Below are 18,191 nucleotides of genomic sequence, written 5' to 3'. Positions count from 1 at the left end.
GCTACTCCTTCGCCCGCCGCGCGTCGACCTCGATCTCGATCTTCATGCGGGGGTCGGCGAGCCCGCACACCTGCATCGTGGCGGCCGGCCGCACCTCGCCGAAGCGGCGCCGCAGCGCCGGCCAGCAGGGTTCGAAGTCCGCGCGGTCGGGCAGCAGGTACCGGACGCGCACGACGTCGGCGAACGTGCAGCCCGCCTCCGCGAGCGCGGCCTCGATGTTGCGGAGGCACTGCTCGGCCTGCTCCACCACGTCGTCGGAGATCGTCATGGTGGCGTAGTCGAACCCGGTCGTGCCCGAGACGTGCACCCGGTCGCCGTCCACCACGGCGCGGGCGTAGCCGATCTGCTCCTCGAACGTCGAACCGCTGAGGATCGCGCGTCGTTCCGTCATGGTCGAGATTATGGGGCCCCCGGCCCTCCGGCCCCTTCGCCGGGTCAGGCGGCGTAGTTGCGGAGGACGCGCAGGGCGTCGGCGCCGTGCGGGCCCTCGGCGGTGAGGCCGGTCTGCGCGGGCGTGAGGCGGCGTGCGCCGAGCCGGCAGAAGTCCGAGGCCGGGCCGGTGATCCGGGACGGGGCGGAGGGGTCGCCGAGCGGCCACCGCGTTCCGTCCGGGGCGGTGAGCTCGCAGAAGACGGGCGCGTCCGGCAGTCCCTCGACGGCGAAGGCGTAGGGCAGCGTGCGGTGGGCCAGCCAGGCGATGTGGCGGAGCCGCTCGGTGTCGGGGTAGGGGACGCCCAGCGGGACGGTGATGTCCAGTGCGTGCGCCCAGTGCTCGGCGAGCCGGGTCGTGGCGAGGGTGCGCGGGGACAGCGACGTCCGCACCCACGGCAGGCGCGTGCCCGGCGGATGGGCGCGCAGGGCGCCCGGGGTGGCGAAGGCGGCCGCGCGCCAGCGCGCCAGCAGGTCGGCGGCGGGGGCGCCGCGCTCGGCGGCGACCAGGTCCGCGGCCATCCCGTCCACGGAGGTCTCGGCGGACGGCAGGAAGGCCTCCTGCCCCTCGGACGGCCCGCTGATCATCTCCTCGGTCTGGGCGAGGTGCAGGACGACGTCGGAGACGCTCCAGCCCTCGGCGTCGGACGGCCGGTCCCACTGCTCGGCCGTCAGGGACGCCAGCACCGCGTCCAGCCGACGGTACTCCGCGGCCAGGTCGTCGAAGATGTCCGTCATGGCGGCACGCTACCGACTTATGTTCGGGTTCGCCTGCCTTCGGCGGCCGGGCCGGTCACGCGAGCTTCTCCAAGCGGTCGGCTGCCTCGGCGGCGCCGCCCGCCTCGGCGAACGACTCCCGGACGCGCCCGGCGGCGGCCCGGTGCGGGCCGTCGGCCAGGACGGCGGCCAGCGCGTCCCGCAGCTCGTCCGGCCGGACCTGGTCGAACGGGACGGAGATCCCCGCCCCGGCGCGCTCCACCAACCCCGCGATGACCGGCTGGTCGTCCCTGATCGGCGCCGCCACCAGCGGGACGGCGTGGGACAGCGACTCGCACACGGTGCCGTAGCCGCCGTCGCAGACGACCGCCGACATCCGTTCGAGCAGCTTGGGCCGCGGGACGTGCTCGCGGACGATGACGTTCGGCGGCGCCTCGCCCACCGCCCCGGGCGGCGCCGCGAGGACCGCCTGGACGGCCAGGTCGCGGACGGCCTCGGCGGCGACCCGGAGGAACCGCTCGCCGAACGAATCGTCGCCGGTGACCAGCACGGCGGGACGGCCGTCCAGCCGGTCCCACGGGAACGCGCAGGGCGCGGGACGGCCGAGGACGGGCCCCACGAAGGCGAAGTGGTCGGGGAAGAACGAGACGTCGCCGAGCAGCGCGCCGGTGGCGAAGACCAGCACGAGGTGGTCGGAGAAGCGCAGGTCGAGCAGGTCGTCGATGCCGTGGTCGAGCTGGAACCCGCCGATCCGCTCGCGCACCCGCTCCTCGTCCTCCGGCCGGTCGGCGAGGGGCCGGGTGAACTCGACCGGCGTCGCCGCGCAGGTGGCCCAGGGGATCTCGCGGCGCCGGGCGGCCACGGGCGCGGCGAGCACGAGCTGGTCACTGACGACCACGTCCGGGCGGAACCGGTCGATCGCCGTCTCGACGCCGGGCATCATCGCGTGGCCGAGCGGGACGGCGAACTCCTCCCAGAGCGAGCGCAGTGCGTCGGGGCCCTCCGGCCGGAGCCGCGCCGTGGCGTCGTCGCCTGCGCTGAAGATCCGCGCACCGGAGCGCAGCAGGGGTTCGAGCGACGGGCGGTGGCCCGTCCAAGCGATCTTGTGGCCGCGGCGGGCGAGCTCGGCGGCGACCGCGGCGGCCGGAGCGACCCGCCCGGCCCCGCCCCGGGCCGGCGGCGGCACCGCGAACAGGAAGCGGCGCGACGGGGTGCGCGCCCGCGCGACCCCCGGGTCGCCGAGCAGGGACGGGACGCGGACGCGGCGCCCGCTCACCGCCCGGCCCCCGCGGTCGTCTGGCCGCCGGTGTGCTCGACGTCGTTCATGCTCGCGTCTCCTCCATGTCGGCCGTGCCGGACGCGGCGGTCCAGGCCACGACGTGTCCTTCGAGTTCGCGGGTCTCCACCGTGGTGACCGTGCCGCCGGCGGCGATCAGGAGCCGTTCGGCGTCGGCGACGGTCACGACCAGTTCCGGACGTTCCGCTCCGGGGCCCGCTCCCCGCAGCAGCGCCTGCAGCACCGCCTGCTTGGCCGCGCGGATCCGGGCGTCCTCGCCCTCGGGGGCGAGCCCGATGCCGGCCTCCTCGCGGCCGGGTCTGACCAGGGCCGCGCCCAGGTCGGCGTCCGAGGCGATCGCGAGGGTGAGCGGCTCGTCGAACGGTCCCGTGACGACCGGCCCGTCCCGGACGGTGAGCTCGGCCGGGAACAGCGGCCCGTGCCCCTCGCGCCAGAGGTGGTGGCGGACGGCGTCCTTGGCGGCGATCCGTCCGAGCAGCCACGGCCCCTGCTCGAACGGCGGGAGCGCCTCGTACTCGGCGCGCTCGCCGGCGCAGAGGTACTGGCGCATCAGCAGGTCGCGGGACGCGGTGCCGTCCCACCGCCTGCGGGCCAGGCACCAGCCGCCGGGTTGCGGTTCCGCCGTTCCGGAGACCTCCGGGGTGAACTTCATCCGCCAGAGCGCCTCGTCGGTGTAGAAGCGGTGGGCGGTCCAACCGTCGATGCGGCACCACACCGTCCCGTTCTCCGCGACCCCGCTCTCTCTGACCAGCTCCGCCGAGCAGCGCATGGTGGTGTCGGTCAGGGACTGGTTCCAGATGGTCGTGTCCAAGTGCTCCCCGGGGGAGGGTGGAGGCCCGTAGAAGGCGACCCGTTCGATCCCGACGGGGAACACGGTCTGGTTGGTGTCGCCGTACACCTGGAGCCAGTGGGCGCAGAGCTGCCCTGCGCCGTCCAGGAGCGCACCGGGCGTGGGCAGGGAGGCAAGGACGGCTCGCACACCGTCCTCCGCGAGGGCCGTGATCTCGGCGACGCCGCGGAAGAGCGGCCCCTGGAACATCCACCGCTCCTCGTAGAGCCGTTCGGCGGTGACGATGGGCGGCCCCTCGATGGTCAGCGGCGTGCGGTCCGGCGGGGGCGGCGCCGGGTGGCGCTCGGCGAGCAGGACCGTCCCGTCCGCGTGGCCGTGGACGACGACCTTCACCTTGCGCGGGCGTCCGGCCGCCTGGATGAGGTAGGCGCGGATGTCGGCGGCGGTCGGCGGCGCCGCGACGAGCCAGCGGACCGCGCGGACGTTCTCGAACCCGACGACCACCAGGCCGGGCAGCAGCTCGCGCGCCGCCTCGGCCATGACCTCCAGCAGCACGGCCAGCGGCACGGTCGGGAACCGGTCCGACATGTCCGGCCAGTCGGGAGGCAGCGGGACGAGGCAGTGGTCCCTCAGCCACGGCATCGTCTCCACCGAGAAGACGCGCGAGGTGTTCAGCTCCGCGGCCACCGGCGACACGTCCTCCCCCTGCGCGGACTCGCCGGGCGCGTCCTCGCCCTGCGCGTTCTCGCCCGGCACGGCCGGGGGCGCCGGTCCCCCGCCGAGCGCCTCCAGCACCGACTGCGCCCCGCTCGTCGCGTCGTCGAACAGGGCCTCCAGCTCGGCCAGCACGGGATCGTCGGCCGGCAGCCGCGGCAGGTCCCGGGCGAGCCGGAGGGGCTCCACCGCCCCGTCCAGCCTCACCAGCGGAGTCCCGAGGTCCAGGCGCATACCCGCGGCGGGCGGCGGGGACGGCGGGGACGCGCCGTAGCCCTCGGCCCACAGCGCGGCGACGACGCGGCGGAGCTGGGCCATCCCGTCGCGCTTCGGCACGTTGACGGCCATCGCGAGGTGCTCGCGGGTGCCGAGGCGGTCGGCGACGAAGCCGGTGAGGCCGCCCGGCCCGACCTGGACGAACGCCCGCACGTGCGCCGTGCCGTACAGCTCCTCGACCAGCTCGCTGAACCGGACGGGTTCGCGCAGGTGGCGCCCGACCAGCTCGCGCACGTCGGCCGGGCGGCGCGGGAACGGCGCGACCGTCGTCGCCGACCACAGCGGGACGCGGGGCTCGCGGATGTCCAGCGCCTCGAACGCGCGCCGCACCCGCTTCTCGTAGGCCTCGGCGTACGGGGTGTGGAGAGCCCACCGGAACGGGAGCTCCTGCCCGAGCACCCCTTCGGAGGCGAGCCGTCCCAGCAGCTCGCGGACGTCCCCGGACGGCCCGCAGACCACCGACTGGTGCGGGCAGTCGTCGTGGCTGACCACGACGCCGGACCGCCCGCCCGCGGCCTCCCGCGCGCGGTCCGCGCCGCAGCCGAGCGCCGCGTACACGAGGCCCGGGACTTCGAGGGCCTCGCCGTCGAGGGCGCCGAGGAGCGCCTCGACCGCGTCCGCGCCGCAGACCCCGGCGGCGGCCATCGCCGCCCACTCGCCGAGGCCGTGGCCCGCCGCGGCGTCCGGCTCGACACCGAGCTCCGCGAGCGCCGCGGTCAGCAGCCGGCCGACGCGGATCACGTCGGCCGCGTGCCCGGCCAGGTCGGTGCGGCCGGTCAGCTCGGGCTCGGGCAGGCCGAAGTGCGCGGCGACGTCGGCCACGCGCGGGTCGAAGGCGGGCTCGAAGCCGGGATAGAGGAACGCGAGGCGTCCGCCGTCCGCGAGGAGGGGGCGGGGCGAGAACCACACGTCGCTGCGGCCGCGCCAGGCGGTCCCGCGCTGGACGACGGCCCGCGCCAGGTCGAGCCTGCGCGCCGTGGGGCCGACGATGGCGAGCCGGCACGGAAGGTCGGGGGCGTCGTCGCCGACCCTGGCGAGAAGCTCCCCGTCGGAGGCGGACAGGGCCTCGGCCAGTTCCTCGGTCGTGCGCGCGGCCAGCCGCAGGGCGCCCTCCTCCGACCGCGGCGCGTCGAGCCGGCGCCGCCGGGGCCTGCGCGCGGCGGGCGGCTCCTCCAGCACCACGTGCGCGTTGGCGCCGCCGAACCCGAACGCGTTGACCGCCGCCCTGCGGGGGCCGCCGTCCCGGGCCCACTCCGCTGCCTCCCGGACGAGCCGCAGCCGGCCGCCCTCCAGCGCCGGATGCGGGTCGTCCGCGTGCAGCGTCGGCGGCAGGACGCCGTCGCGCAGCGCGAACGCCGCCTTGAGCAGCCCGGCGATCCCGGCGGCCGGCATCGCGTGCCCGATCATCGACTTGACCGTGCCGAGCCCGATCGGCGGGCCGTCGGTCCCGAAGACCCGGCGCAGCGTCGCCAGCTCGGCCGCATCACCCGCCGGGGTCGCGGTGCCGTGCGCCTCGATCAGCCCCACCGCGCCAGGGGCGGCCGGGGCGAGGCCCGCGTCCCGCCACGCCCGCTCGACCGCCAGGACCTGCCCGTCCACCGGCGGGCTCAGGACGCTCGCGGCGCGGCCGTCGCTGGACGACCCCGCACCGAGGACCACCGCGTGGATCCGGTCCCCGGCCCGCACGGCGTCCGCCAGCCGCTTCAGCAGGACGACGCCCGTCCCCTCGGCCAGGAGCGTCCCGTCGGCGCCCCGGTCGAACGGCCGGATCGTCTCGCTCGGGCTCAGCGCGCGGAGCCGGCTGAAGACGCTCCACACGGTCGGGTGGTGGGCGTGGTGGACGCCGCCTGCGAGCATCGCGTCGGTCTGCCCGGTACGCAGCGCCCGAACCGCGTGCTCGACCGCGAGCAGCGACGACGCGCACGCCGCGTCCAGCGTGTAGGCGGGTCCGCGCAGGTCGAACCGGTCGGCGATGAGGGCCGCGGCGAAGCCCGGCGGCGGCCCGGCGGCGTCCGGCCCGTCCGGGCCCAGCCGCTCGCAGAACGCCCGGCGGATCTCCGCCAGCCGCCGCGGCCCGAGTTCGGGCACCAGCTCGCCGAGGATGCCGGCGACCTGGTGGGACGTCCTGACCCGCTGGTCGGACCGCGCCGCGCCCGGGGTGATGTAGCCGCCGCGCCCGAGGACCACGCCGATCCGGGACCGGTCGGGCAGCCGCTCGTCGCCGCCCGCGTCCGCGATCGCGTCCCCCGCCGCGCGCAGCGCCAGCAGGTGGTCGGGCTCCATGCCCCGCACCGCCGCGGGCGGGATGCCGAACCGGGCCGGGTCGACGACCGCCAGGTCGTCGACGAACCCGCCGCGCCGGCAGTAGAACCTGTCGCTCTCCGGCTCCCGCCCGTAGGCGTCCGGGTCGTAGTAGAGCGCGGGGTCCCAGCGTCCGGGCGGCACGTCGCCGATCGCGTCGAACCCGTCGAGGACGTTGCGCCACAGCTCGGCCGCCGACCCCGCGCCCGGGAACACCGCCCCGGCCCCGACGATCGCGATCGGCTCGCCCGCGTCGCTCACCGGACGGCCCCCGTCAGCACGACACGCGTCCCGTCCCCATGCGCGATCTCCCTGAGCAGGGCGGCCGCCCCGGCGCCCGGGTCGATCAGCCCGATGCCGCGCCGGGCGTACTCGCGCACCAGCTCGGGCGACGCCGCGCCGCCCGTGCCGCCGCCCATGCCGTCGCCCGCCCACGGCCCCCAGTCGGCCACGAGCACCCGCCCGCGCAGCCGCGTCCGCCACACATGCGCGAGCGTGCCGCACGCGTCGCCCGCCGCCGCCCGGTCGGCCTGCCCGGGGTGGCCGTGCACGCCGGCGAGGCCGCCGAAGACGACGAAGAACCCGAGACCGGGGTGGACGGCCTGGACGAGCGCGGCGGCGCCGTCCACTTTCGTCCGGTACACCCGCGCGAACGACTCGGGCGTCTTGTCGCGGATGAGCCGGTCCTCCGCGACCCCGGCGCCGTGGACCACCCCGTCCAGCCGGCGGTGCCGCCGGTAGACGTCGTCCACCACGGCCCGCACGGCGGCCGGGTCCCGAACGTCCGCCGCGTGGTACCGGACGGACGCGGCGTGCTCGCGCAGGGCGGCCAGGGTCCGGCGGATCCCGCGTTCGGCGAGGATCCTGCGGACCGTCGCCTCGATCTCGGCGGGGCGCTCCTCCCCGCGCGCGACGAGCGCCCGGCGCAGCCCGGCCTCGTCCTCGGCGACGGGGAACTCCGGGGCGCCCGCCGGCTCCGGGGTGCGGCCCACCAGTTCGATGTGGCAGCCGCTCGTCCGGGCGAACTCCAGGGCGACCCGCGCGGTGATGCCCCGCGCGCCCCCGGTCAGCAGGACGACGCCGTCCGGGCCGAGGTCCGGCGCGTCCCCGGCGGGCGGTTCGGCGGGGACCAGGTCCAGGCCGCGGCGCAGGCCGCCCTCGTAGCCGACGACGACCGGCGCCTCGGCGGCCAGCAGCTCGGCGAGGATCCGCTGCGCGATCACGCGGGGGGTGGCCTCGGTGTCGACGTCCAGCGCGCGGACGAGCGTCTCCGGATACTCCAGCGCGGCGGTCCGGGCCAGCCCGCGAAGGCCCGCGCCCGGTCCCGGGTCGCCGATGGCGCCGCCGCCGGACCGGCGCCCGGACGCCTCCCCGGCGCCGCTCGCGAGCACCAGCCACCGCAGCCCGCCGACCAGCGCCTGCCGGACGCCCCCGAACGCCCGCGGCAGCGCGCGCGTCGCTCCGGGCCGCAGCGCCGCCAGATGGACGAGCCCGTCGCAGGGCCCGTCGACGTCCGGCGCGACGCGCACCCGCGCGCCGTGCCGCTCCAGCAGGTCGGCCAGTTCGAGCGCGACGCCGCACCCGTCGTCCACGACCAGGAACCGCCTGCCCGCGAACACCGTCCCCGACTCGGGCGGGACCGGCAGGGCGTCCAGCTCCACGACCCGCGGGACCTGACGCACCACCCGCGGCGCGGTCGGGACCTTGGGCAGGTGCGCGGTCCCCGCATGGCCCCCGGGACGCGCGGGACGCGCAACGGAAGGCTCCAGGGCGGCGGCTTCCGGAACGGCGGACTCCCGAACGGCGGACTCCGTAACGGCAGGCTCCGAAGCGGCAGGCTCCGCAACGGCGGGCTCTGGAATGGCGGGCTCTGGAACAGCGGATTCCGCAACGGCAGACTCCGGAACGGCGGGCTCCAGAGCGGAGGGCTCTGGGACGGCGGGGCGCGGCGGCTCCGCGGGCGCGTCCTCGCGGTCGCTCCCGGTGCGGGCGCTGATCACGGCGCGGGCGGCGGCGGGCACGTCCCGCGCGGCCTCGGCCCGCTCCCCGGCGCCCGGCCGTTCCGCGGGCTGCTCCCCGTCCGGCTCCTCCGCCTGCGCCGCCTCCCTCGGCAGCGTCTCCCCCGGCAGGACGGGCCGCGGCGCGGGGACGGGATGCGGTGCCGTGTCCCGTCCCGCCGTGTCCCGGCCCTCCGTGTCTCTTCCTGCCCGAGCCGGGCCCGCGGCCGCCAGGTGCCGCAGGACCACCTCGCGCTGCGCCGCGATCACCTCGCGGCTCGTGCGCAGGTACTCCAGGACGGCGGCCTCCGAGGCACTCGGGCCGGGACCCGGGATGCGCTCGGCGGGGCGGAGCGCGCCCGCCGGGTACCCGCCGTCGGCGGTGCGGACGCGACGGCCGCCGACGACCCACCCCGGCGCCGGGACGGGTCCGGAGAGCGGGCGGGCGTCGCGCCCGGCGAACAGGGGTAGCGGGTCGACCGGGACGCCGGCGGCGGCCAGCCGGGCGAGCGCGCGGAGCAGCGCCGCCAGGCCGTTCTCGCCGGGCACGTCGCAGCTCACGGCGGTGTGCGGCCGGTCGCCGAGGATCCTGCCGACGAGGCCGGTGAGGACCCGCCCAGGGCCCGCCTCGACGAAGGTGCGGGCGCCCGCGGCGTACATCGCCTCGATCTGCTCGACGAAGCGGACGGGCGCGGCGAGCTGCCCCGCGAGGATCCCGGCCAGTTCGGACGGGTCGCTCTCGTACGGCGCCGCCGTCGCGTTCGACCAGACCGGGAACGCGGGCGAGCGCAGGTCGCGGCCGAGCAGCTCGGTGTGCAGGCCCGCCGAGGCGGCGGCGACGAGCGGGCTGTGGAAGGCGCACGCGACCGGGAGCCGCTCGGCCTGCAGGCCCGCGTCCGCCAGGGCGCCCAACGCCAGGTCGACTCCCGCGGAGGTCCCGGAGATCACGACCTGGCGGGGCGCGTTGTGCTGGGCGACGACGACGCCCGCGTCCGGCAGCGCCGCGCGCACCTGGGCGGGCGTCGCGCTCACCGCCGCCATCGCGCCCGCCTCCGCCCCGGCGGCGGACAGGATCGCCTCGGCCCGCGCGGCGCTCAGGCCGATCATGTCGGCGTCCTCGAACACGCCGGCGGCGCACAGCGCGACGAGTTCGCCGCAGCCGTGCCCTGCGGCGAGGTCGGGATGCACGCCGACCGCGGTCAGCAGCCGGTGCACGGCCAGCCCGGCGATGCCGAGGGCGGGCTGCGCGACGCGCGGGTCGGCGAACTCCGCCCGAAGGCGGCGGCCTTCGGGCCGGGTGAACGCCCTCGGCGGGAACATCGCGGCCGCGTACCGCCCGCCGGCGTGCCGCAGGAGGCGCTGGAGGCGGGGGAAGGCGACGAAGAGGTCGGCGAGCAGGCCGGGCCGCCGGCTGCCCTGGCCCGGGAAGAGGAACGCGACCTGCCCGCCCCCGCCCTGCTCATCAGGCCCGACGAATACGCCCGGCGCCGGACGGAACTCGGCCGCGTGCGCCAGCTTCTCCCGGAGGTCATCCAGGTCCGAGGCGACCAGCGCCACCTGCACCGGTCCGTCGAGCGAGGCGGCGGTCCTGGCGAGGTCGCGCAGCCGGGGCCCGCCGGTCAGCAGTTCCGAGAGCCGGCCGATCGCGGCGCGGGCGGCCGGGCGGTCGGCCCCGCGGATCAGGAACAGCTCGGCCGGCCACTCGGCGAGCCCGGACACCGGCTCGGGAGCGCCGTCATAGCCGGACAGGACGGCGTGGAAGCTCGCGCCGCCGACGCCGGAGCCGCTCACCCCCGCGTACCGCTCCCCCGGTTCGGCGGCCCACGGCCGGGCGCCGCCGCCGAACGCGAACGGGCCGTCCGGCGTCCACTCCGGGTTCGGGCGGACGAGGTGCAGGGTGCCCGGCAGCACGCCCGTGTGCAGCGCGTACGCGGTCTTGACGAGCCCGGCGAGGCCCGCCGCGCGCCCGGTGTGCCCGATCTGCGACTTCACCGAACCGAGCGTCACGCTCCCCGGCGCGGCCGCGCGGAACACCGAGGCGAGGGCCGCCAGCTCCGTTCTGTCGCCCACCTCGGTGCCGTTGCCGTCCGCCTCGACGAGGCCCACGGCGGCGGGTGGCACGCCCGCGCGCTCGTACGCGCGTTCCAGGGCGCGGCGCCGCCCCTCGGGCCGGGGCGCGGCGAGGTCGGGGGAACGGCCGTCGCTCGCCCCGGCGACCGCCTTGACCACCGCGTAGATCCGGTCGCCGTCGCGCTCGGCGTCCGCGAGGCGCTTGAGGACCACGCACGCGACGCCCTCACCGGGCGCGACGCCGTCGGCCGCCGAGTCGAACGCGGCGCAGCGCCCGGACGGCGACAGCGCCCCCTCCGAGGCGCGGAGCAGGTAGTCGTGGACGCCGTCGCGCAGATCGGCGCCACCGCACAGCACCATGTCGCTCGTCCCGGAGGCGAGTTCCTTGCAGGCCGCGTCGAGCGCTGCCAGCGACGCGGCGCCGCCTGAGTCCACGGTGTGGGTCGTGCCGCCGAGGTCGAGCCGGTTCGCGATCCGCTCGGCGATCACGCTGGTGAGGACACCGGGGAGGGAGTCCGCGGTCGGCCGCGGGAGCTGCTCGTCAAGGCCGGGAGGCACCTCGCCGTAGTAGGACGGGAGCGCCGCGCGCATCCCGTAGGCGGTGCCGAGGTCGCCGCCCGCTCCCGCACCGAAGACCACCGACGTCCGGGACCGGTCGAACGGGCGGTCGGCGTACCCGGCGTCCGCCAGCGCGCGGGACGCGACCTCCAGAGACAGGAGCTGGATCGGGTCGACACGGCCGAGCGCGCCGGGCGGGATCCCGTGGGCGAGCGCGTCGAACGGAACGTCGGGGATGAATCCGCCGCACTTCGACGAGGTCCTGTCTTGGGACGGCGAGTCGACGCCCCCGACAGTGACCGAGTCGACGCCGCCGACGATGTTCGCCCAGTACCGCGCGGCGTCGGAGGCCCCCGGCAGGACGCAGTCCATCCCGATGATCGCGATGTCGGCCGGACGGCCGCCGCCCGCGGGCGCCGCGGGCCCGGCGACGCCCAGCTCAGCAGCGCGGGCTGCCAGGAAGGCGGTCGCGCCGGAGGTGACCTGCTCGTGCAGGACGGCGATACGGGTCGTGGCCGACCGCAGCGCGGCGACCTGCCCCATCGGGTAGAGGCCGTCGGAGCGCTGGACGTCCGCGTCCACCGGGGTGTCGCGGCGCAGCCCCCTGCTCGCGACGCGCAGGCGGCCGAGGTTCAGCTTCTCCAGGCGGCGCCACACCTCATCGCGCGGCGTGCCGACCTGCTCCAGCTCGCGGCGGGTCTCCTCGAACACCTGGACGTAGGGGGTGCGGGCGCAGCGGGTCGCGTGGCCGGGCGCGGACTCCAGCAGGGCCGTCCCGCCGCAGCCGAGCGCGACCTCCTGGTAGCCGGGCGGGATCGCGCCGGCCGCGACCGCCTCGGTGGTGAACAGGTACGCGGTGCCCATCAGGACGCGGACGTCGGCGCCGCGCTCGGCAAGCGGCCCGGCGAGCACGGCGACCATGGCGGCGGACCGCTCGTCGTGGACGCCGCCCGCGAACATCACCGAGAGCTCGCGCGGGTCGCCGTCGAAGGCCATCAGCCGCTCGACCTGCGCGTCCCAGAGCGGGAGGCTCGCGCGCGGCCCGACGCGGCCCCCGCATTCACCGCCCTCGAACACGAACCTGCGCGCGCCCTCGGCCAGGAACCGGTCCAGCAGTTCCGGGGACGGCGCGTGCAGGTACGTCCTGGTCCCGGCGGCCTCCAGCGGCGCGGCCTCCGCCGGGCCGCCGCCCGCGATGACCGCGTACGGCGGGGCTGCCTCGCGGATCGCGGCGAGCTGCGCCTCCCGCAGCTCCGGCGGCGCGATCCCGAGCACGCCGGCGCCCCAGGGCCGTTCGCCGAGCCGGTCCGCGGTCTCGCGCAGCAGCGCTCGTACCCGGCCGGGATCGGTCAGGCCGAGCGCGAGGAACGGCAGGCCGCCGTCCTGCGCGACCGCGCCCGCGAACGCGGAGCCGTCGGTGACCAGCGTCATGGGGCCCTGCGCGACGACCGGTTCGCCGCGCGGCGCGAGCGGCTCGGCCCGCACGGCGGCCCGCAGGTGCAGGTCGATCTGCTCCCGGACGGCCCCCACCACTCCCCCGGCGGTCTTGTACCGGCCGGCGAGCGCGGCGGCGAGCGGCGCGTCGACCGCGGCCCCGGTCCCGTCCATCGCCACCGGGGCGGACGCGGCGGTGGACGGCTCCGCCTCCCGGACCCGCGCGAGCTGGACGTCCAGGACGACCCCGGCCGCGCCCCCGGCGACCGCCGCCGCGGCGGCGTGCGGCCCGATCCCGCCCGCCGCGTACACCGGCACCTCGGGCTCGGCCAGCAGGTGCTGCAGCAGGACGAACGTGGTCAGGTCGCCGGCGCGCCCGCCCGCCTCGCGGCCCCGCGCGACGAGCCCCGCGTCGTGGGCGAGGTCCTGCGCGACGGCGGTCGCGGCGGCGGCCTCGTCCGGGCTCACGACCTCGACCAGGAGGCGGCGCCCGCGGGCGAACCCGGCGACGTCCGGCGCGCCGTCCGTCCACAGCAGGGGCCCGTCGACCAGGACGGTGCCGGCGGCCTCGGGGATCTCCTCCGGCCGGATCCGGCACCCGGCGGGCACGCGGACGCCGAACGGGCCCTCCCACCAGCGGGCGACGTCGGCCAGGGCGGCGAGCGCGGACGCCCGGTCGGCGCCGAGGTCGAGCACCCCCGTGCCGCCGGCCCGGCAGACGGCGACGGCGAGCCGGGCCGCGGGCCGACCGGACGGGGCGACCCCGATGATCTCGGGCCGGGGCCGCTCGCCCCGGCCCCCGTCGTGCCCGGCCCTGTCCGTCATGCACTGCCCCCCGACGTCCCGCGCGGCCCGGCGCGTGACCGGCGCGGCTCGCAACAACGGTCCGCAACACTACGGTCGGCGACCTGCCGATCACGGAGGCGACACACCCGGGAACGGTCGTATGGCGGCGCGGCAAAGGAGATTGGAACGTCCCTTGACACGGCATGGGCCGGAGATGGCCCTGCGCGGGTCTCGCCCCCGCGCCGCCACATATCGCATAATGGCGATCACAGTCCGTGGCGGTGTGCCGCGGACGGGCCAGGCGGGGGCGCGATGGCGACGCTGAATCCGGCGACGGGACGGTTCCGCCTCCCGGCGCGGCGACGAGCGGCGGCGGGCGGCGGCCCGGACCCCGTGCGGGCCGCCCTCGCGCCCCTGCTCGCCGCCCACCGCACCGCCCACCGCACCGCCCACAGGGCCGCCCACAGGGCCGGGCCCGGCCGACCGGGCGGCCTGCCCGCGCGGTCCGCCGAGGCCGAGCTGCTGCGCGGCTACGCGGTGGCCGAGCGCATGCACCGCGGCCAGCTCCGCAAGTCCGGCGCCCCGTACATCACCCATCCGCTGGCCGTCGCGCTGATCCTCGCCGGCATGGGCCTGGACACCACGACCCTGGTCGCCGCGCTCCTGCACGACACCGTCGAGGACACCCCGTACACGCTCGGGGAGCTCCGCGCCGACTTCGGCGACGAGATCGCGGTGCTGGTGGACGGGGTCACCAAGCTGGACGGCAGCCGCTGGGGCGACCGCGCCGAGGCCGAGACGTTCCGCAAGATCGTGCTGGCCGCGGCGGCCGACCTGCGGGTCCTGGTGATCAAGCTGGCCGACCGGCTGCACAACCTGCGGACGCTGCGCCACCAGCCCGAGCACAAGCGCGCCCGCTACGCCCAGGCGTCCCACGAGCTGCTGGTCCCGTTCGCGGACCGGCTCGGCATCCACGTGCTCACGCGGGAGATGGACGACCTCGCCTTCGCCGCCCGGCATCCGGCGGAGCACGAGGCGACGCGGCTCGCCGTCCGGGCGGCGCTGAGCCGGGCGGGCCCGACGTTCGGGCCCGCGACGGCGCTGCTGCGCCCCTCGCTCGCCGAGCACGGCGTCAAGGCGCGGGTGGGGGTCAGGCCGTCCCACCTGTACGCGGTGCACCAGGCGTTCGGCGGCGGCCTGGCCGGGCTGCGGCCGTGCGAGGCGGCGCGGCTCCTGCTGCTGGTGGACGGCTCCACTGCCGACTGCTACATCGCGCTCGGCGCCGTCCACGCCGCGCTGCATCCGGTGGCCGGGCAGGTCCGCGACTTCATCGCGACGCCGAAGGACAACCTCTACCGCTCGCTGCACACCCGGGTGATCAGCCCGGACGGCGACCCGTTCGAAGTGATCATCCGCACCGAGGCGATGCACCCGGTCGCCGAGTACGGCATCGTCGCGCACATCAGGGACGCGGGCGGCGACACGGGCCCCACCGTCGCCGAGCGCCGCGACCTGGTGTGGCTGAGCCGGCTGCTGGCCTGGCAGTCGGGCGCGCCGTCCGCGGAGTTCCTGGACCGGCTGCGCGCCGACCTCGCCGCCGGCCATGTCGCCGCGTTCACCACCCGGGGCGACATCGTCCCGCTCCCCGCGGGCGCCACCGCGCTCGACTTCGCCTACGCGCTCGGCCCCGGCACCGGCGACCGCTGCATCGGCGCCCTCGTCAACGGCCGGCTCGCGCCCATGTCGGTGCAGATCCGCAGCGGCAACGTCGTGCAGATCCTCACCGACCCGGCGGGCGCCCCCTCCGAGGACTGGCTCGGCTTCGCCGTCTCGGTGCCCGCGCGCCTCCACATCCAGCGGCGCCTCGCCCTGCGCCGCGCCGAGCAGGACGCCGAGGCCGGACGGCGCCGCCTCGTCCGGGCGCTGGCGGGACGCGACGTCGACCTGCTCGCCGCCGAGGCGCGCGGAGACTCCCTCGCCGTCGCCCGCGACCTCGGCTACTCCGACGCCGACGCGATGTACGCGGCGCTCGGCACCGGCGCCCTCGGCCTCGACGACCTGTTGGCCCGCTTCGTCCGCCCCTGAACCCCCGATTACGCTGGTGCCGTGGTGATCACATGAAGGCGTTCGAGTACGGCGTCGACGGGCCGAAAGTGATCGTGGCGGGGGTGGACGGCTCCGAGACGTCGCTGCGCGCCGGGGCGTACGCGTGGGGGCTCGCGCGCCGCGGCGGCGCCCGGCTCGTCGTCGTGCACGTCGCGCACGTCGCCTCGATGGGCAGCCTCACCCCGGGCGGGGCCGCCGCGCTGCGCGAGACCGCCGACGAGATCTCCGCGCAGATCCAGCGGGAGCTGGAGGCCGCCGCGGGACGCGGGGAGGTCCGCTACGACTTCGTCACCGAGATGGGCGACCCCTACACCGTGCTCGCCCGCGTCGCCGACGAGTCCCGCGCGGACGCCGTGATCGTCGGCGCGTCGGCGCAGGCCGGGCACCGGCTGATCGGGTCCGTCGCCGTCCGGCTGGTCAAGGCGGGGCGGTGGCCGGTGACCGTCGTGCCCTGAGGTCCTCCCGCGCGAGCTTCGGCTGACGGCCCCGGACGAGCCGGTGGACGTGCAGGTGCGGCGGCGGCTCCGGCACGTCCGGGTCGTCTCCTCGGCGGCCCCCGACCCGCTGACGATCATGGTCGGGCGCGTCTGAACGGGCCGTCCCACGGGAACTGCCGGGTGGAGGCCGCGACCACGGCGCACAGCAGCGCCACCACGGCCGACCCGCCGGCCAGGTTGATCCCGGACGTCGCGAGCGCCGCGTCGAGCCTGCCGTGCAGCGTCAGCGGCAGGATCGTCAGCAGCGCCACCGCGATCCCGCCGATCCAGGCGAACGCCCGGACCGGGCGCGCCGCCGACGACAGCAGCAGGTGCATCAGCGCGGTGGCCTGGATCGTCGCCGCCGAGGCGCACAGCGCGTAGCTGGTCGCGGCGGGCGCGGCGGCGGTGTGGCCGCCCGCGAACACCGGCACCTCGACGCCGAACGCCGACCGCAGCCCGATCACCACGGCGAACGAGAGGCCCCCGCCGACCAGCGCGGCGGAGATCCCCGTCCACCACAGCGGGCGCAGCGGCGGTCCGGCCCCTTCCCTGGAGACCTCCTCGTGGAGCGCGATGAAGTCCTCGTACCGTTTGGGCGGCGCTTCCATCGGGCGCCGCCGCGCCGCGGAGGGACAGCGGAACGAGCGTTCCCACGGCCGCGGCGCTGGGCGGCCGGCGTGCCTGCCCGGCAGGCCACCGGAGTTCCGCCCGAAGGATGAGTCGGGCATGGTGCCTCCCCCGGTGCGAACGTAGGAGTGCTACCCGGGGCCCTAGGGAGGAATTCGCGCAACGTCACCATTTTGCAGATGTTTGGCCGCGTTCCCCCGTATGGCAGAACACGGCGGAGCCCCGGGGAGCGCGGTGCTCCCCGGGGCTCCGAAGCCGCTCGGACCAGGCCCGTTCAGTCCGTTCCGGCAGGCCGAACCCGCGGGCCCGTCAGACCAGGCCGGCCTTCTCCAGCGCCGCGCAGCAGGTGCCCGTGATCAGGCGGGCCACCACGTACGGGTCGACGTTGGCGTTCGGACGGCGGTCCTCGATGTAGCCCTTCTTGTCCACCTCGACCTGCCACGGGATGCGCACCGAGGCGCCGCGGTTCGACACGCCGTAGCTGAACTCGCTCCACGGGGCCGTCTCGTGCATGCCGGTCAGCCGCCGCTCGATGTCGGCGCCGTACCCGGCGACGTGCTCCTGCGCCTTCTCGGCGAGCGCCTCGCACGCCGCGATGATCGCGTCGTAGCCCTCGCGCATGGCCTTGGTGGAGAAGTTGGTGTGCGCGCCGGCGCCGTTCCAGTCGCCCTCGACCGGCTTCGGGTCGAGCGTCGCGGACACGTCGTGGTTCTCGGCGATGCGGTAGAGCAGCCACCGGGCGACCCACAGGTGGTCGCCGACCTCGAGCGTGCCCGCCGGGCCGATCTGGAACTCCCACTGGCCGGGCATGACCTCGGCGTTGATGCCGGAGATCTTCAGGCCCGCGGCCAGGCAGGCGTCCAGGTGCTCCTCGACGATGTCGCGGCCGAACACCTCGTCCGCGCCCACGCCGCAGTAGTAGAAGCCCTGCGGGGCCGGGTAGCCGCGCTCCGGGAAGCCGAGCGGGCGGCCGTCCTTGTAGAAGGTGTACTCCTGCTCGATGCCGTACCAGGAGTCCTGGGCCGCGTACTGCTCGGCCACGGGCCGCAGCTTGGCCCGGGTGTTGGTCTCGTGGGGCGTGCCGTCGACGAGGTAGACCTCGCACAGCACCAGCTTGTTGTCCCCGCCCCTGATCGGGTCGGGGCAGGAGAAGACCGGCTTCAGCACGCAGTCCGAGTGGTCGCCTGGCGCCTGGTTCGTGCTGGACCCGTCGAACCCCCAGTCCGGCAGGTCGGCCCCGTCGGCGAGGATCCTCGTCTTCGACCGCAGCCGGGCGGTCGGCTCGGTGCCGTCGATCCAGATGTACTCGGCCTTGTAGCTCAACGTCGGTCCCTTCGTCGCTGCCGGGCCTTGCGGGTTCGGCCTCACAGAACGTGCCAACTGGGCATTTCGCACCTGTTGCCCTTTTGTGAACGGCATGTAACACGCAACGCGACCTGCTGAGACGTTCCTCACACGACGTGCCCGCACGTCGGCCCGGGCGTCCCAGAACGCCCCACACACCCCACCGAAGCGCCCCCAAGCATCCGATACACGACAATAAGGCAATTTTCCACCATTTACTAAAACTTATCTCCCGCCCAGGCTGAACCCTCGCATGTTTCTTTAAC

The 18,191-nt window shown here is 76.6% G+C and carries 9 protein-coding genes; 2 read left to right on the top strand and 7 right to left on the bottom strand.

Annotated features, from left to right (window positions below):
* Position 1: 1 nt before the first annotated feature.
* The 5 genes from ABWI07_RS24210 to ABWI07_RS24190 are packed head-to-tail and all read right to left on the bottom strand — an operon-like array spanning position 2 to position 13,408.
* Positions 2–391: a RidA family protein gene (locus ABWI07_RS24210; protein ID WP_353819888.1), complete on the bottom strand. Its 390-nt coding sequence runs from the start codon at positions 389–391 to the stop codon at positions 2–4.
* A 44-nt stretch (positions 392–435) separates the two neighbouring features.
* On the bottom strand, positions 436–1,167 hold the full coding sequence (locus tag ABWI07_RS24205; RefSeq protein ID WP_353819887.1) for a maleylpyruvate isomerase family mycothiol-dependent enzyme: 732 nt from the start codon (positions 1,165–1,167) through the stop codon (positions 436–438).
* 55 nt (positions 1,168–1,222) lie between these two features.
* Positions 1,223–2,422: a glycosyltransferase gene (locus ABWI07_RS24200; RefSeq protein WP_353819886.1), complete on the bottom strand. Its 1,200-nt coding sequence runs from the start codon at positions 2,420–2,422 to the stop codon at positions 1,223–1,225.
* A 46-nt stretch (positions 2,423–2,468) separates the two neighbouring features.
* Complete coding sequence (locus tag ABWI07_RS24195) at positions 2,469–6,785, bottom strand: beta-ketoacyl synthase N-terminal-like domain-containing protein (RefSeq protein WP_353819885.1); 4,317 nt, start codon at positions 6,783–6,785, stop codon at positions 2,469–2,471.
* Positions 6,782–13,408: an SDR family NAD(P)-dependent oxidoreductase gene (locus ABWI07_RS24190; RefSeq protein WP_353819884.1), complete on the bottom strand. Its 6,627-nt coding sequence runs from the start codon at positions 13,406–13,408 to the stop codon at positions 6,782–6,784. The genes ABWI07_RS24195 and ABWI07_RS24190 overlap by 4 nt, the downstream gene beginning before the upstream one ends.
* A 273-nt stretch (positions 13,409–13,681) precedes the next feature.
* Between ABWI07_RS24190 and ABWI07_RS24185 the strand changes: the two genes are divergently transcribed.
* Positions 13,682–15,454 (top strand): RelA/SpoT family protein, encoded by a 1,773-nt coding sequence (locus tag ABWI07_RS24185; protein ID WP_353819883.1) that lies wholly within the window; start codon positions 13,682–13,684, stop codon positions 15,452–15,454.
* 32 nt (positions 15,455–15,486) lie between these two features.
* On the top strand, positions 15,487–15,930 hold the full coding sequence (locus tag ABWI07_RS24180; protein WP_149262260.1) for a universal stress protein: 444 nt from the start codon (positions 15,487–15,489) through the stop codon (positions 15,928–15,930).
* A gap of 116 nt (positions 15,931–16,046) precedes the next feature.
* On the opposite strand, the gene ABWI07_RS24175 is transcribed toward ABWI07_RS24180, so the two are convergent.
* Complete coding sequence (locus ABWI07_RS24175; protein ID WP_353819882.1) at positions 16,047–16,682, bottom strand: hypothetical protein; 636 nt, start codon at positions 16,680–16,682, stop codon at positions 16,047–16,049.
* Positions 16,683–16,890: 208 nt separating this feature from the next.
* Complete coding sequence (gene glnII, locus ABWI07_RS24170; RefSeq protein WP_353819881.1) at positions 16,891–17,904, bottom strand: glutamine synthetase; 1,014 nt, start codon at positions 17,902–17,904, stop codon at positions 16,891–16,893.
* Positions 17,905–18,191 lie beyond the last annotated feature (287 nt).

The organism is Actinomadura sp. NPDC000600 (assembly GCF_040492135.1).
Lineage (GTDB): Bacteria > Actinomycetota > Actinomycetes > Streptosporangiales > Streptosporangiaceae > Spirillospora.
Note: the sequence above shows the minus strand (reverse complement) of the source record. Positions and strands in the feature narration are given on the sequence as shown.